The organism is Streptomyces sp. NBC_01283, from assembly GCF_041435335.1.
GTDB lineage: Bacteria > Actinomycetota > Actinomycetes > Streptomycetales > Streptomycetaceae > Streptomyces.
Window position 1 is genome coordinate 4,854,182 of sequence record NZ_CP108430.1, and the last position, 13,364, is coordinate 4,867,545.

At 70.2% G+C, this 13,364-nt stretch carries 13 protein-coding genes and 4 tRNA genes; 10 read left to right on the forward strand and 7 right to left on the reverse strand.

The window, feature by feature from the left end:
- Positions 1-16 precede the first annotated feature (16 nt).
- From OG302_RS22145 to OG302_RS22160, 4 genes are all read left to right on the forward strand, one after another.
- Positions 17-271 carry a hypothetical protein gene (locus OG302_RS22145; RefSeq protein ID WP_371528352.1) on the forward strand — a complete coding sequence of 85 codons (255 nt, stop codon included), beginning with the start codon at positions 17-19 and terminating at the stop codon, positions 269-271.
- A gap of 56 nt (positions 272-327) precedes the next feature.
- Positions 328-1,098, forward strand: a complete 771-nt coding sequence (locus OG302_RS22150) for a DsbA family protein (protein WP_371528353.1) — start codon at positions 328-330, stop codon at positions 1,096-1,098.
- Entirely contained in the window at positions 1,095-1,943 is an 849-nt protein-coding gene (locus OG302_RS22155) for a cytochrome c biogenesis CcdA family protein (RefSeq protein WP_371528354.1), read from the forward strand. Before OG302_RS22150 ends, OG302_RS22155 begins: the two co-directional genes overlap by 4 nt.
- Positions 1,944-2,021: 78 nt before the next feature.
- A complete protein-coding gene (locus tag OG302_RS22160) occupies positions 2,022-3,116 on the forward strand; it encodes an ABC transporter permease (RefSeq protein ID WP_371528355.1) in 1,095 nt (364 codons plus the stop codon).
- 68 nt (positions 3,117-3,184) lie between these two features.
- Here the strand turns inward: OG302_RS22160 and OG302_RS22165 are convergent.
- From OG302_RS22165 to OG302_RS22180, 4 genes are all read right to left on the reverse strand, one after another.
- A tRNA-Phe gene (locus OG302_RS22165) sits at positions 3,185-3,258 on the reverse strand.
- Between the two features lie 24 nt (positions 3,259-3,282).
- Positions 3,283-3,357: transfer RNA gene (locus OG302_RS22170), tRNA-Asp, on the reverse strand.
- A gap of 39 nt (positions 3,358-3,396) precedes the next feature.
- Positions 3,397-3,469 (reverse strand) — tRNA-Glu (locus tag OG302_RS22175).
- Positions 3,470-3,548: 79 nt separating this feature from the next.
- Positions 3,549-5,099 (reverse strand): metallophosphoesterase, encoded by a 1,551-nt coding sequence (locus OG302_RS22180; protein WP_371528356.1) that lies wholly within the window; start codon positions 5,097-5,099, stop codon positions 3,549-3,551.
- A 59-nt stretch (positions 5,100-5,158) separates the two neighbouring features.
- On the opposite strand from OG302_RS22180, the gene OG302_RS22185 reads away from it, so the two are divergent.
- From OG302_RS22185 to OG302_RS22210, 6 genes are all read left to right on the forward strand, one after another.
- Positions 5,159-5,509, forward strand: coding sequence for a metallopeptidase family protein (locus OG302_RS22185; protein WP_361828642.1), 351 nt, complete (start codon positions 5,159-5,161; stop codon positions 5,507-5,509).
- Between the two features lie 98 nt (positions 5,510-5,607).
- Complete coding sequence (locus tag OG302_RS22190; RefSeq protein ID WP_371528357.1) at positions 5,608-6,183, forward strand: hypothetical protein; 576 nt, start codon at positions 5,608-5,610, stop codon at positions 6,181-6,183.
- A gap of 292 nt (positions 6,184-6,475) precedes the next feature.
- Entirely contained in the window at positions 6,476-8,812 is a 2,337-nt protein-coding gene (locus tag OG302_RS22195; protein ID WP_371528358.1) for a DEAD/DEAH box helicase, read from the forward strand.
- Positions 8,813-8,954: 142 nt separating this feature from the next.
- A complete protein-coding gene (locus OG302_RS22200; protein WP_371528359.1) occupies positions 8,955-9,191 on the forward strand; it encodes a hypothetical protein in 237 nt (78 codons plus the stop codon).
- A gap of 58 nt (positions 9,192-9,249) precedes the next feature.
- Entirely contained in the window at positions 9,250-10,809 is a 1,560-nt protein-coding gene (locus OG302_RS22205; RefSeq protein WP_371528360.1) for an amino acid permease, read from the forward strand.
- 110 nt (positions 10,810-10,919) lie between these two features.
- A tRNA-Lys gene (locus tag OG302_RS22210) sits at positions 10,920-10,992 on the forward strand.
- 366 nt (positions 10,993-11,358) lie between these two features.
- Here the strand turns inward: OG302_RS22210 and OG302_RS22215 are convergent.
- The 3 genes from OG302_RS22215 to OG302_RS22225 form a co-directional block, all read right to left on the reverse strand.
- Positions 11,359-11,520 carry a hypothetical protein gene (locus tag OG302_RS22215; protein WP_371528361.1) on the reverse strand — a complete coding sequence of 54 codons (162 nt, stop codon included), beginning with the start codon at positions 11,518-11,520 and terminating at the stop codon, positions 11,359-11,361.
- Complete coding sequence (locus tag OG302_RS22220; protein WP_371528362.1) at positions 11,517-11,846, reverse strand: hypothetical protein; 330 nt, start codon at positions 11,844-11,846, stop codon at positions 11,517-11,519. Before OG302_RS22220 ends, OG302_RS22215 begins: the two co-directional genes overlap by 4 nt.
- Before the next feature lie 166 nt (positions 11,847-12,012).
- Complete coding sequence (locus OG302_RS22225) at positions 12,013-13,218, reverse strand: helix-turn-helix domain-containing protein (RefSeq protein WP_371528363.1); 1,206 nt, start codon at positions 13,216-13,218, stop codon at positions 12,013-12,015.
- Positions 13,219-13,364: the final 146 nt, after the last annotated feature.

The window sequence follows — 13,364 nt, forward strand, 5'->3', positions numbered from 1 at the left end:
GCCAGTGTCGGTTTCCGTGCAGGCAGAGGAGGCCGAGGAGGCCGCCGGGGTGCCCGGCTGCGGCAAGGGCGGGCAGCAGGACGCCGGTCAGGCTCCGGCCGCGCCGCCGCGCTCCACTTCCGCGTACGAGCTGCTGCCCGCCCTGCATCAGGCGCATGCCGCGTCCGGTGCGTGGGGCGTCGGCCAGACCGTGCCGGCCCTGACGCCGGAGCGCGGGCCGCCGCCGCTCACACCGCCCTCTCCGGTCGATCTCTCGGTCCTGCGCGTGTAGGAGGCCCCTTTCTCCGGGGCCCCACAACGACGTACAGGAACAGAGAGAACTCCCTGATGCCCAAGAACAACAACAAAAAGAAGAACATCGCCATCGGGGCCGGAGTGGCCGCCGCCGCGCTGCTGCTCGGCGCCGCCTCGTACTCCGCCACCAAGCCCGACGAGCCCTCCTCCGTCACCGCGAAGGAGGGGTCCTCCGACTCCCCCGCCGATGTATCCGCCGACCCGCAGGCCGGGGTCTACCCGGAGCTGGCCAAGCTCGCCCGGCGCGACGCCAAGGACCCCCTTGCCCAGGGGCGCAAGGACGCGCCGGTCGTGCTCATCGAGTACGCCGACTTCAAGTGCGGCTACTGCGGCAAGTTCGCCCGCGACACCGAGCCCGGCCTCGTGAAGAAGTACGTGGACGAAGGCACCCTGCGCATCGAGTGGCGCAACTTCCCGATCTTCGGCGCGGACTCCGAGTCGGCCGCGCGCGGGGCGTGGGCGGCCGGGCAGCAGGGGAAGTTCTGGCAGTTCCATGAGGCCGCGTACGCCGACGGCTCCAAGGAGAAGGGATTCGGGGGCGACCGCCTGAAGGAGCTCGCCAAGCAGGCCGGGGTCAAGGACATCGGCCGCTTCTCGGACGACGCGGGCAGCGCCGCGGCCAAGGCGGCGGTGAAGAAGGATCAGGAGGAGGCGTACGGCCTGGGGGCCACGTCGACCCCGTCCTTCCTGGTCAACGGGCGGCCCATCTCCGGGGCGCAGCCGGACGAGGTCTTCGACCAGGCGATCGAGCAGGCCGCTGCGGCCGAGGGCAAGGGAGCCTCGGGCAAGGGCGGGGACAAGTGACCGCTGATGTCGGGTACTTCGCGGCGTTCCTCGGCGGTCTCCTCGCCTTGATCAGCCCGTGCAGCGCGCTGCTCCTGCCCGCCTTCTTCGCGTACTCGATCGACTCGACCTCGCGGCTGCTCGCCCGGACCGGCATCTTCTACGCCGGTCTCGCGACGACGCTGGTGCCGCTGGGCGCGGCGGGCTCGGTCGCCGGGCGGTTCTTCTTCGGCCACCGGGACCAGTTGGTGCTCTTCGCGGGGTGGCTGATCATCGCTCTGGGCGTGCTCCAGGTGGTGGGCATGGGCTTCGCCTCGCGGAAAATGGCCGAGCTCTCGGGCCGCATCCGGCCGACGACGGCGGTCTCCGTGTACGCGCTCGGTGCGGTGTACGGACTCGCCGGTTTCTGCGCGGGGCCGATCCTCGGGAGTGTGCTGACCGTGGCGGCGGTGAGCGGAAGCCCCGTCTACGGAGGGCTGCTGCTCGCGGTCTACGCCCTGGGGATGGCGGTGCCGCTGTTCGTGCTCGCGCTGCTCTGGGAGCGGTTCGATCTGGGGCGGCGGCGGTGGCTGCGGGGGCGTTCCTTCCGGATCGGCCGCTTCGAACTGCACACGACCTCGCTCCTGTCGGGCCTCTTCTTCGTGGCCCTGGGCGCGCTCTTCCTCGCGTACGACGGGACCACCGCGCTGCCGGGGCTGCTCGACGTGGACGACTCGTTCGCCGTGGAGCAGTGGGCCGGGGACGTGGGCCGTGCGGTGCCGGACTCCGTGCTGCTCATCGTCGTCGTGGCGCTGGTGGGGGCGGGGTTCGCGGTACGGGGGTGGCGGAAGCGGGGGCGGGCTCGGGGGCCGGTCGAGGCTGAGTGAGGGCGGGGTGCGGGCAGGGTGGGGGCCGGGTGGGGGCCGAGTGAGGTAAGTCCGCTTTGGGTGGTTTAGCGTATTCGTATGTCTGAACACCCTGAGCATGATCATTCTCCGCACGGCGCCCATGGGAGGACTCCTACGCGGGCCGAGCGGTGGTCGGCGTTCAAGGAGTCGCCGTTCCTGCCCGCGATCGTGCTGGTGTTCATCCTGGCCGCCGCCGCGGGGCTCTTCGCGGGGTCATACACGTACTCCATGGCGAACCCGACCCCGCACCGCATCCCCACGGCGGTGGTCGGCGCCCAGGAGGCCACCCGGGGCAAGGCGTTCCTCGACGGCATGGAGAAGGCGCTGAACGCGTCCCTGGAGGTCCACCGGTACGACGACGTCGCCGCCGCGCGGGACGCGGTCGAGGAACAGAAGGTCTTCGCGATCCTGGCGGCGGCTCCGGGGGGCGGCGACAAGGTGACGTTCGACGTCTCGGGTGCGTCCGGGGCGTCGGTCGCCCAGGTACTCGCGGAGACGGCGCCGAAGGTGGGGGAGAAGGTGGGGGTGCCGGTCACCGTGAAGGACATCAAGCCCCTCCAGGAGGGCGACCCGCGAGGCCTGGCGATCTTCTACATCTCGCTGGCCGCAGTGATCATCGGCTTCGTCGGGGCGATCCAGCTGAGCGTGCACGCGCGGGGTCTCAACCCGGCCGAGCGGATCGCGTTCACGATTCTCTACGCGCTGCTCGGCGGTTTCGTGATCGCGGCGGTGGTGGACTGGTGGCTCGGGGCGGTGGATCTGCCGTTCGTCGAGTCGTGGCTGATCCTGGCGCTGACGATGTTCGCGTCGGGGATGGTCTTCACGATGTTCAACACGATGTTCGGGCGCTGGGCGATGCTGCCGACGTGGGGCCTGATGGTGCTGCTCGGCAACCCGTCCTCGGGCGGAGCGGTCTCCTGGCCGCTGCTCCCCTCGGCACTGGGCCACATCGGACGGTGGCTGCCGCCGGGAGCTTCGGTGAACGCGCAGCACACCGCGGTGTACTTCGGCGCCCATCAGCACGCGTTCCCGTTCCTGGTGCTCGCGGGGTGGGCGGTACTGGCCTCAACGGTGTTCTGGCTCTGGCGCCACCGGCACCCGGGGGGCCGGGAGAAGGCACCGGCCCATGCGGGGGTTCCGGCTGCGGGGTAGCGGTACGGGGTGGCTCCGCCTCGGGGAACGGCGAAGGCCCCGTCCAGTGGACGGGGCCTTCGAAGAGGTGGCTGGGGCCGGGATCGAACCGGCGACCTATCGCTTTTCAGGCGATCGCTCGTACCAACTGAGCTACCCAGCCACGCGATCCGCGTGGAATCGCAAGCGGTCCTGACGGGATTTGAACCCGCGGCCTCCACCTTGACAGGGTGGCGAGCACTCCAAACTGCTCCACAGGACCAAGCTTTGTGCGAGCACTAGTCTCGCACAAGGTGTTGCGTGCCCCCAACGGGATTCGAACCCGTGCTACCGCCTTGAAAGGGCGGCGTCCTGGGCCACTAGACGATGAGGGCTAAGGGCCCACCTGGGCGCTGTGCAGCGCGTCGGGGACGTGAGAAGCATATGGGATGCGGGGAGCTATCGCCAAAACGGTTATCGGGGGGTCGGGGAACCGCTGCCCGGGGAGCGGCCCGGAGGGGGCGGCGAAGGGGTCGCCCCGGGCTGGTTCTCCTTGGGGAGATGGCGGCTGACCTCCGCCTTCGTGAGGCCGAGGCCGCCCAGTTTGATCTCGTCCCAGGCCTGGAGGCGCCGGCTGTCCCGGTCCAGGTAGAGGACCGACGCCTCGACGGGGTCGGGGTACTTGCCCTCCACCGCCCGCAGCCCGCTCCCGCCGGTGGAGCCCTCGATGCGCAGCCGCGTCCCGCGCTCCATGACCTCCATCTCCTGGTGATGGACGTGGCCGGCGAGGACGAGCGGCACCTCGCCGTCCGTCTCGCGCGCGGCGTCGGGGTTGTGCGCGACGGCGATGTCCACGGGAGTGCCCGCGGTCTGCTGGTCGCGCAGGGCGGAGGCGAGCCGGATGCCCGCCATCTCCTCGACGGGCTTGCCCTCCGCGGCGACCGAGCGGTCCGGGGTGTACTGCGGGTCGCCCGTCCCCGCGAACCGCAGACCCGCGACCGACACCGCCTTGCCCTCGTCCAGGACGCGGACGTTCTTCATGCGCTGGAGGTAGCGTTGGGTGGTGTGGGAGTCGTGGTTGCCCCTGACCCACACGTACGGGGCACCCAGGTCCTCGATCGGGTCCAGGAAGGCGTTCTCGGCGGCGCTTCCGTGGTCCATGGTGTCGCCGGAATCGACGATGACGTTGATGTCGTACTGCTCGACCAGTGAGGCGATGATCTTCCAGCTCGCCGGGTTGAGGTGGATGTCCGAGACGTGCAGGACCCGGATCGTGGACGGGTCCGGCTGGTACGCGGGGAGCGTCGACGTCACGTCGTACAGCTTCGTCACGTTCGTGACAAGACGTGCCAACTCCTGCTGGTAGACGTCGAATTCGCTGACGATGTTGCGGGCGTTGCCGACCACCGACGGCGCGCTGCTGAGGAGGCCGGAGAACTTGGGTTCCAGGACCGACTTCGGGTTCCACGTCGCGTACGCGACCGCGCCCGACGCGGCGAGCAGGGCCAGGGCGAGGCCGCCCGCCGCCAGGGCCCGGCGCGGGCGCCGGTAGACCGCGAGACCCAGTGCGGTGGCGCCCGCGACGACGGCCGCGCAGGAGCGTACGGCCAGGTCGAGCGTGCCGTGCCCGACGTCCTGCGCCACCTCGTCCTGGAGGCCCGCGATCCGCTCGGGATGGTCGACGAGGGCCTGGGAGCGGACCGGGTCCAGGCGGTTCACGTCCACGTCCAGGCGGATGGGCGCGACGTGCGAGCGCAGTTCGAGGGCGCCCAACGGGGAGACGTCGATCTTCGTGCCGCCGCTGAGCGAGGGGCGCAGCGTCATCCGGGTGTCCATCGGGCCCACCGGCGCGTGCACGCTGCCGACGATCAGCAGGCCGAGCCAGGCGCCGAAGAGGACGACCGCGACCATGCCCAGGGCACGGCCGTAGGGATGCGGAGGGCTGATGAGTTCGCCGACCGGACGAGGGTGGCGGGATCGGTAGTGGCGTACGAGGGCGGCTAGCGCACGGAAGTCGCGGGCCATTGGGCCCGTATGCCCATGGGGACGGGCGGCTATGCGGGGCGGTGGCCGACAATGGGGGTGTGCTGGAGATGACGCGGGAAGAGTTCGAGGAACTGGTCGCCGAGGCGCTTGACCGGATTCCTCCCGAGTTGACGCGGTTGATGGACAACGTGGCGGTGTTCGTGGAGGACGAACCGCCCGCCGAGGATCCCGAGCTCCTTGGGCTCTACGAGGGGACGCCGCTGACCGACCGGGGCGAGTGGTACGCGGGAGTGCTGCCCGACCGGATCACCATCTACCGCGGGCCGACCCTGCGCATGTGCGCGTCGCGGGAGGAAGTGGTCGCGGAGACCGAGATCACCGTGGTGCACGAGGTCGCACATCACTTCGGGATCGACGACGAGCGCCTGCACGCCCTGGGGTACGGCTGACGTCGGCGGCACGGCCGTCTCCCGTTCCGTGTCCTCTTGCGGGGCAAGGGAGTTGGGTAGGGCGTCCCCGCTTCTCAGCGCCTCGGAGGTGCTCGGCCGTGCGCCAGTTGTACGTTCCTGTCCGGTTGGCCGCGGCGGCGGTGGCCGTCATGGCGACCGCGGGCTGCATGAGCATCGGCGACGACGGGGGCGGTGACCCCGGCCCCAAGCGGTCCGCGGGCGAGCGCAGCGCGGCGGCCGCCCCGGACGGCGGAAGTGCCGGGACCGATGCCGGTTCGGCCGGCGGCGGCAAGGCGGGCCGCGCCGACGCGAAGGGCGGCAAGCACGGCAAGGGCAAAGGCAAGGGCAAGGGGAAGAGCAGGGGCAAGGGGGGCTCGGGCAAACATGGCGACTCCGGTACGGACGCCGCCCAGGCCTCGGCGACCGCGACCGGCGGGGCCGGCGAACCCGCCCCGCCCACGAAGGACGGGCGCCCGACGCCCACGCGGACCAAGCCCGACGCGCCGCGCCCCACGCCGACGCCCGATCCTCCGAAGCCGACCCCCACGCCGACCCCCGAGCCGACTCCGGAGCCCTCGTCGTCGGCGCACGAGGGCGGGCAGGCGGCGCAGCTCGGGGAGCGGTCGGAGGGGCTCAGGTCGCGCGAACCGTCACCGGAGGCGGGGCCTGCCTAGATCCAGGGGGTGGCGCGAGCCGTTTTTGCCCCTGTCCGAAACCCGCTTCGTCGCAGGTGAGACGAGCTGTGGGGGGCGGAATCCAAGGTGCTCGGAGGGTGCGGTTTGCCTTATGGGGGGTCGGGTGCGTATGGTGGTAGATCGTTTGATCCCATTTGCCCGGCGCCGAAAAAGAAGAGCGCCGCGTGGCGCGTACTCTCCCTTGCCGTGGCTGACCGCATAGAGGCGGTCCATTGCGAAATCACGGAGTTGACGGGCGCGTGCCGAGACTCCGGAAGGTTTCGCATTTCGCATGTCCATTTCTCATTCTGACCACGCCGTCCTGCCCGAGAACGAGACGACCGACGAGCTGACGGTCGAGGCCGTCGCAGAGGTCGTCGAGACCGTAGAGGCCATCGACATCGCTGATGTCGTCGAGGCCGCCGAGCAGGTCGTCGTGGAGACCGAGGCCGCCGCTGAGGCCGCCGACGAGGTCGACGAAGACGCCGAGACCGGCCCCACCTTCAGTGACCTCGGTCTGCCCGAGGGCATCGTCCGCAAGCTCGCCCAGAACGGCGTGACCGCCCCCTTCCCGATCCAGGCCGCGACCATCCCGGACGCCCTGGCCGGCAAGGACATCCTCGGCCGTGGCCGCACCGGCTCCGGCAAGACCCTCTCCTTCGGTCTGCCCCTCCTGGCCACGCTGGCCGGCGGCCGCACCGAGAAGAAGAAGCCCCGCGGCATCATCCTCACGCCGACGCGTGAGCTCGCGATGCAGGTCGCGGACGCGCTCCAGCCGTACGGCGACGTGCTCGGCCTGAAGATGAAGGTCGTCTGCGGCGGTACGTCCATGGGCAACCAGATCTACGCGCTCGAGCGCGGCGTCGACGTCCTCGTCGCCACCCCGGGCCGTCTGCGCGACATCATCAGCCGCGGCGCCTGCTCGCTCGAGGACACCCAGATCGCGGTGCTCGACGAGGCCGACCAGATGTCCGACCTGGGCTTCCTGCCCGAGGTCACCGAGCTGCTCGACCAGGTCCCGTCCGGCGGCCAGCGCATGCTCTTCTCGGCCACGATGGAGAACGAGATCTCCACGCTGGTCAAGCGCTACCTGACCAACCCGGTCACGCACGAGGTCGACAGCGCCCAGGGCAACGTCACGACCATGACGCACCACATCCTGATCGTGAAGCCCCGCGACAAGGCGCCCGTCACGGCCGCCATCGCCTCGCGCAAGGGCCGCACGATCATCTTCGTCCGCACCCAGCTGGGCGCCGACCGCATCGCCGAGCAGCTCTGCGAGTCCGGTGTGAAGGCCGACGCGCTGCACGGCGGCATGACGCAGGGCGCTCGTACGCGCGTTCTTGAGGACTTCAAGAAGGGCTACGTCAACGCGCTCGTCGCGACCGACGTCGCCGCCCGAGGCATCCACGTCGACGGCATCGACCTGGTCCTGAACGTGGACCCGGCCGGCGACCACAAGGACTACCTGCACCGCTCCGGCCGTACCGCTCGCGCGGGCCGCTCCGGCACGGTCGTCTCGCTCTCCCTGCCGCACCAGCGCCGCCAGATCTTCCGTCTGATGGAGGACGCGGGCGTCGACGCCACGCGTCACATCATCAACGGCGGCGGCACCTTCGACCCGGAGGTCGCCGAGATCACCGGCGCCCGTTCGATGACCGAGGTGCAGGCGGACTCCGCGGGCAACGCCGCGACCCAGGCCGAGCGTGAGGTCAAGGACCTCACCAAGGAGCTGGAGCGCGCCACCCGACGCGCGACGGAGCTGCGCGAGGAGGCCTCGCGTCTCACCGCGCGTGCCGCCCGTGAGCGTGGCGACGACCCGGAGACCGCGGTCGCCGAGGCCACCGCCGCCGCCGAGGCCGTCGTCGAGGCCGCTGTCTCCGTCCCGGAGCAGCAGCCCGCCGCGCCGGCCCGCGAGGAGCGTTCCTCGTACAGCCGTCCGCAGCGCGACGACCGTGGCAACTACGAGCGTGAGCGCCGTGACGACCGCGGTGGCCGTTCCTTCGAGCGTCGTGACGACAACCGTGGCGGTGGCTCCGGCTTCCGCGGCGGCGACCGTCGTGAGGGCGGTGGCGGCTTCAACCGTGACCGCAACGACCGTGGTGGCTCCGGCTTCCGCCGTGACGACCGCGGTGGCTCCGCCCCCCGTGGCGGCGACCGCCGTGAGGGTGGCGGTGGCTTCAACCGTGACCGCAACGACCGTGGTGGCTCCGGCTTCCGCCGTGACGACCGTCCGTCGGGCGGCGACCGTGGCGGCTTCCGCGGCGGCGACCGTCGCGAGGGTGGCGGCGGCTTCAACCGCGACCGCAACGAGCGCGGCGGCTCCGGCTTCCGTCCCTCGGGCGGCGACCGCCGTGAGGGTGGCGGTGGCTTCAACCGTGACCGCAACGACCGCGGCGGCTCCGGCTTCCGCCGCGACGACCGCCCCTCCGGCGGCCACCGCGGCAGCGACCGCCCGTTCAACCGCGACCGTCGTGACGACCGCCCGTCGAGCGGCTCGGGCGGCTTCCGCTCCGGCGGCCACGACCGCCCGTCGTACAACCGCAACTCGGGCACGTCCGGCACCGGCACGGGCACCGGCTCGTTCGGCCGCCGCGACGACAAGCCGCGCTGGAAGCGCAACGGCTGACGCCTGCTGAACAGTTGAGACGAAGGGCCCACCCCACAAGGGGTGGGCCCTTCGGCGTATCCGTGTCGGTGCCCGCTGTTACCTTTCGGCTTGATCGGGAGGACGGTCCGGTGGGGAGCCGGACCGCAAGGGAGGGGACCCCGTGGTTCGTCATGCTTTCGTACGTGATCATCGAGCGAGACGCGTCGGCATCGCCGTAGCCGTCTCCGCCGTCGTGGTGGCGGGTTTCGGCCCGCTGCTGCCGTCGGCTCTGGTCGTGCGCGACACGTCCGGGAACCTCTGCCGCAACGACGGCAAGGGGACCGGCTCCTTCACCGCGCGGACGAAGATCGCGACTGGCTGGAGCGGCTACAAGGTCCTTTACCAGCCGCTGAGTTGAGCGCTTTTTGGCCAGCGCTGACGCATGTCGTGCCCCCGGTGAGGGAATCGCTGGGGGCATGACAAGTGACAGAGAGCGGCAGGAGTCAGCAGCACCCGTACCCGCCGCCGGGTCCGACGAGGCGCGCCTCGCTCAGCTCGGTTACACCCAGGTCCTCGCGCGGCGCATGTCCGCGTTCTCCAACTACGCGGTCTCGTTCACGATCATCTCGGTCCTGTCCGGCTGCCTGACCATGTACCTGTTCGGCATGAACACCGGCGGCCCCGCCCTGATCACCTGGGGGTGGGTCGGGGTCGGACTGATGACGCTGTTCGTGGGTCTTGCCATGGCGGAGATCTGTTCCGCCTATCCGACCTCCGCCGGCCTCTACTTCTGGGCGCACCGGCTCGCGCCCACCCGTACGGCCGCGGCCTGGGCGTGGTTCACGGGGTGGTTCAACGTGCTGGGGCAGGTCGCCGTCACCGCCGGGATCGACTTCGGCGCGGCCTCGTTCCTCGGCGCGTATCTGAATCTGCAGTTCGACTTCCAGGTCACCGAGGGGCGGACGATCCTGCTCTTCGCCGCGATCCTCGTGCTCCACGGGCTGCTCAACACCTTCGGGGTGCGCATCGTCGGGCTGCTGAACAGCGTCAGCGTCTGGTGGCACGTGTTCGGGGTCGCCGTCATCGTCGGCGCGCTCGCCTTCTCGCCCGACTCGCATCAGTCGGCGTCCTTCGTCTTCACCGAGTTCGTCAACAACACGGGGTGGGGGAGCGGGCTGTACGTGGTGCTCATCGGGTTGCTGATGGCCCAGTACACCTTCACCGGGTACGACGCCTCCGCCCACATGACCGAGGAGACCCACGACGCGTCGACCGCCGGGCCCAAGGGCATCGTCCGGTCCATCTGGACGTCCTGGATCGCCGGATTCGTGCTGCTGCTCGGCTTCACGTTCGCCATCCAGTCGTACGACGGGGCCCGGGAGTCGGCCACGGGCGCGCCCCCTGCCCAGATCCTGCTGGACGCCCTCGGCGCGACCACCGGCAAGCTCCTCCTGCTCGTCGTCATCGGAGCCCAGCTCTTCTGCGGCATGGCCTCCGTGACCGCCAACTCCCGCATGATCTACGCCTTCTCGCGCGACGGAGCGCTGCCGTTCTCGCACATCTGGCACACGGTCAACCCGCGTACGCGCACACCCGTCGCGGCCGTCTGGCTCGCGGCGCTCGGCGCGCTCGTCCTGGGTCTGCCCTATCTGATCAATGTCACGGCGTACGCGGCGGTGACGTCCATCGCCGTCATCGGGCTCTACATCGCGTACGTCATCCCGACCTTCCTGCGGCTGCGCAAGGGCGCCGCATTCGAGCGCGGGCCCTGGCACTTGGGCCGCTGGTCGCGTCCGATCGGCATCGTCGCGGTGGCCTGGGTCGGCGTGATCACCGTCCTCTTCATGCTGCCGCAGGTCTCGCCGGTCACCTGGGAGACCTTCAACTACGCCCCGATCGCCGTTCTTGCCGTGTTGGGCTCCGCCGCGACCTGGTGGTTCGCTTCGGCCAGGCACTGGTTCCTGAACCCGGACCACGAGCGCACGGCGGCCCGCGAGGCGGCCCGGCGCGGGGCGCCCGAACCGGCCGATCCCTGAGCACGCGGTGACTGTCCCGGGCCCGTCGCGGACCGCGCGACGGGCCCGGGAGGCGATACCCGATCGGACGGCTTGCGCGTTCCCGCTATGCTCGTGGGGTGCATCCGCACGGACCGTTAGCTCAATTGGCAGAGCAGTGGACTTTTAATCCATTGGTTGTGGGTTCGAGTCCCACACGGTCTACCTAGAAGGCCCCAGCTCAGAGACCATCTGAGCTGGGGCCTTCAGTAGTTTCTGGGGGTGGAGAGATCGATAGCTCGGCCTATGCTCGGACGAGATGCTGTCGATCATGGGCGGTGGCCGTGTCGGCTCACGCGCACGTGTGGGGCGCGGACACGCGTACACGCCCCACACAGCGCGCACCGGCCCGGCCGCCAGCGCCTGGGAAGCATGCGACCGGGCCGGGCACCCGCAACCGGTACGCGCTGTGTGATGAGCAAGCGCACCAGCCGCGGGGGTGTGACGAGCGGCCCGCCCCCATGAGCTCACACCATCGGGCGGGCCGCTCTCCCTTGCCGTGGGCTGTCCGACTGCCACGGCAAGGGGGTTCTAGGGGTGGCGCCGGACGTACTGGGCGCGCTTCGCGCACTTCTCGTGCAGGCGGATCGTGATGCCGCCGGCCGAGATGGAGACCTTCGCGAAGGTCTGGAACGCCTGCCCCGCGGTGATCGGCTTGTCGCAGTGGTGGCAGAACCTGGTGCCCTCGTTCATCGCCGCAACATCCGAAGGCTGAGCTGCAGCGCGGCGCCCTCAGTGCATCGCGACGGAGTGGAGTTGCACTCCTCGCAGGCCTCCGTGTGGTCGAGGAGCGCACGGTAGGCGTGGGCGATCGAGCAGTGGCGGCAGCTTCGCGGGAACCAGTGGGCAGACGAGCCGCCGTGCGCCTCGATCGCCCGCACGCCAAGGTCAATGGCTGTGGAGTTGTTGAGGGCGACGGCGCACCATACGCAGGCCCTGCCTCGCACCTGAGTCTCGGAGAGGGTGCTGACGTCGGGCAGGGGCACGGGGTGCTGGTGCTGCGTTGGGGTCTTGGTCATCGGCGTCTCCGGGTCGCGTCCGCATGGTCGCGGCGTCGGCTTTCGCCTGGCGGGGGTGAGCCGACGCCGCGTCATACGGATCACGCTATGAAGTCGCGTGACCACGTCCCAGTGACAAAGAGCACCAGTCCGAGAGCCGAGTATCCCGTAACTAGGACGTGCTGTCCTACAGCGTCGGGTCGACGCCGAGCCGTGAAGCGAGGCCGCGCAAGCGAGCGTTGCGGCGCCGCTCTGCTTCCAGCATCTCGGCGACGGTGGCGGCGGCCAGCGTCTGGAACTTGATCCACTCTGGCTGGTCCTCCTCCACCTCCAGCAGGGTGGAGAGGGCGCCCTCATGGTCGCCTGTCTGATACTTGGCCTGGGCAACGTCGACGCGATGCGAGGCGGAGTGGACCGGGCGGCTGATGCTGTCGAGGTCGACCTCTCGGGCCATGCGGAGGGCCTTCTCGGGATGGCTCTCCGTCCCGGCCAAAGCAATGTTGACCTTCTGGGTGCGGACATCGGCGACGGAGAAGGCGCTGCCGTAGGCGCGGACGCTCCCCGATCGGATGGCCGCAGACTCGGCGGTAGTCAGTAGGTGCAGCGCCTCGTCGTGCTGGTCGCGTCGCGCGGCCGGCGTGGCCGCGGCCACCAACAGGTTGCCGTAGACCGCCAGATGCTCAGCAGAGCCGCGACGGAACGACGGTTCCAGATCGTCGGCTTTCTTCTCGGCGACGGCCTGCGCCTGCTCCCATCTGCCCTGCCGTAGCAGGACCCACGACAGCGTGGAGACGCCCATGCCCTCGGCGAGCGGGTCGGAGGCCCGCTGCGCGGCGGTGAGCTGCTTCTCGACGGCGCCGAATGCCCAGTCGGGATGCCCGGCCTGCGTCGCCAGAGACGCGGCGATCTGGTAGGCGAGGGCGAGCTGTTGCCAGACGCGCTCAGTGGGTGTCTCGCGGGCGACGGCTCGGCCATCACGCAGAAGCATGGGCAAGGTGCTGGACAGCTCGGAGTAGTCCCCTGACCAGTACTGGCCGGTAGCGTGGCGGATGCTGGACACCCACGCGTCGGCGGTCGGCGGCGCCTCGGGGTCGCCGTCGAGGGGTACGCCGGGCAGGGCGTCGATGTCCTGAATAGCGTCCCGTAGAGCGATCAGGCCGCCATCTTCGGTGAGTTGGTGAGTCACAGTTGGCTGTCCTAGCAGGCGCTCAAGCTGGACATCCAGAGCTCTCGCGAGGGCGCGCAGAGTCGTGATGCGTGCGGACTGCCTGATTCCCTGCTCCAGTTTGCGGATCGTGTCCACCGATACGCCGGAGCGCGCCGCGAGCTGTTCTTGAGTGACGTCCCGGAACTCCCGGAAGACACGGATGCGGTCGCCAATGCTCTTGTTCATGTAGACCCCCGCCAGAAGGTGTTCTGTCCACGCTACTCCTGACGGAGGGTTCTGGGCATGACGAAAGGCCCCCACCGCCCGAAGGCGGTGGGGGCTCTATCAGTACTCGCGGCGGGTGGGATCCAACGCTGCGGCTTGCGGGCTGG